The sequence below is a fragment of the Heyndrickxia sporothermodurans genome (genome assembly GCF_003055045.1).
Taxonomy (GTDB): domain Bacteria; phylum Bacillota; class Bacilli; order Bacillales; family Bacillaceae_C; genus Heyndrickxia; species Heyndrickxia sporothermodurans.
In genome coordinates, this window is sequence record NZ_NAZB01000107.1 from 1 (window position 1) to 1,904 (window position 1,904).

Sequence of the window (1,904 nt, forward strand, 5' to 3'; positions counted from 1 at the left end):
TACTTCATCGGCTGAAATTGCTCGGATGCTCGTTCGTATAATTCTATCGTATTCTTATTTTGCACTCGCACTATTTAAAAACCCCTAGAGTTAATTATTCTAAGGGTAAAAGCGATGATTCAATTATTTTTTTCTTTTGTACATCTACTATTCTTAATTATTATTAGTGGATGTCCTTAAAAATTCTATACTGATTCGGTCAACTCTGATCTCAACATTTTTATCGACCAATTCGGGATAATCTGAAAAATATTCATCTTCGTCAGTAAAAACTACCCCTGCATCAATTGTATCCTCATGTAACAAACCTCTTATATAATATTCATATCCCAAACTAATACGTTCTATTTCTTTCTTCTCTTCCTAGATTTCACGAATCATTAACTCATCTAAGATAGTAAACCATATTGATACAGGATAACTTTTCTCTAATTCAATTTTATAAGGGCAAATAAAAGCAAATCCTGTAAATTCAATACCTCAATTTCAATTGTCACTTCTTCCTCAATTTGTGAGTCTAGCCTTTTAACAAGAGCCGTATATACCATATTTAAAGTCTCTCTTCCTATTCTGCCGGATTAATTACTGGCATATTTCCACCATTAATTGTCTTCCAAATCTTTTTGTCACTTCGGTTTATTATTTCTTAAGCTATCATTTTGCAAAATATCATGTGGAGATTACAACAATTACACTTATTCTATATATGAAATACGGTTTACAGCGCTGGGGAGCCACACAAATAAAAAATCTTGAAAGACAATTGAGATATGCTATCTTTAGGATATACAGATTAAAAAATATATATTCTAACTGTGCTCTTTATGAAGACCTCTGTAATAAAAAATCCAATTAGCTGTTACTATCCTTTTCCTCTATGAATTCTAAAAACGAATCTTGGAGTTCTCCTTCCGTATCAATAGAATCGAGCAGTAATTTAGGTTCTAACGAACAATCTTTTAAAGTCGAACTTCCATCAATTACTCCTAGCATGTTTGAAATAGTATCAATCATAGTTTGTTCAATTATCTTCATTAAAGTATCTTTATTTTCGTCAGTTAAACTATCGTAAAAACCAATAGCTTTTTTCCAATAAACATCTGTTTTAGAAGTAACATTCGTTGTTTCATACAAGTCTTTGTATAGTTGAAGGTTCTCTTTAACGATAGACTCATACAGTGATTTCACAAAAATATCATTCATTTTATTTCCTCATTTCTGGATAGATTTTTTTGTTTAATTCAATAAGTTCTTTTAAAGTAGAATTCGGTATGCCATCATAGACTCTTCTAAGTTCCCTACTATCTCTTGCCAATAACTGTCTAGGATTATCTATTCCTTTTGTACTTTTTGAAACGATTCCATTAGGTCCTTTAATGGTGTGCCCCACCTTTGGAACGTGCAGCATTTATATCATAATTATCTACTAATTTCTTCATTGCTGCCTTCTGTCCTGTACGATTGCCCGTTGCACAAAAAAATGGCCTTGATATTATTTCAAGGTCATTAAAAATAGAAATCATCTACAAGCTTCTTCCCATTCCTTCATTCAATCTTTATACTCTTCTACAATCTTCTGTCTCCATATTAACATCAACTATAAAAATTCATCAGTTTCTATTGTATTTTCCAAAGGTTCATCAATCCGATAATGATGTTCAGCTATTGTTACATTTTTCTTGATATTTACACTCGTAGCATTCAATGTAATTTCAAAGTCTTTATATACCCCTTCTAAAACTTTCTTAACGTATCCTATATACTCATCCACTTCTTTTATTGTTGAAATATCTTCAATAAAATCCGAGAAAATACTTATTTTTTCTGGTAGTTCTATTCTTGTAATACCAAATGGATCTTTCTTAAATTCATATGAATATTTCCTCTATAGCCCCTAAATGAAC

General features: G+C 30.9%; 3 protein-coding genes and 1 pseudogene. All 4 read right to left on the minus strand.

Features of this window, described 5'->3' with window-relative positions:
* Positions 1–153: 153 nt before the first annotated feature.
* The 4 genes and pseudogenes from B5V89_RS20545 to B5V89_RS20555 all read right to left on the minus strand — a co-directional run bounded on the left by B5V89_RS20545 (position 154) and on the right by B5V89_RS20555 (position 1,846).
* Positions 154–548: pseudogene (locus tag B5V89_RS20545) on the minus strand (hypothetical protein).
* Between the two features lie 304 nt (positions 549–852).
* A complete protein-coding gene (locus B5V89_RS19930; RefSeq protein WP_244913559.1) occupies positions 853–1,188 on the minus strand; it encodes a transposase in 336 nt (111 codons plus the stop codon).
* Positions 1,189–1,373: 185 nt separating this feature from the next.
* Complete coding sequence (locus B5V89_RS20550; RefSeq protein WP_244913560.1) at positions 1,374–1,523, minus strand: hypothetical protein; 150 nt, start codon at positions 1,521–1,523, stop codon at positions 1,374–1,376.
* Positions 1,524–1,597: 74 nt separating this feature from the next.
* Positions 1,598–1,846, minus strand: coding sequence for a tRNA-Val4 (locus B5V89_RS20555; RefSeq protein WP_108073730.1), 249 nt, complete (start codon positions 1,844–1,846; stop codon positions 1,598–1,600).
* Between the last annotated feature and the right edge of the window lie 58 nt (positions 1,847–1,904).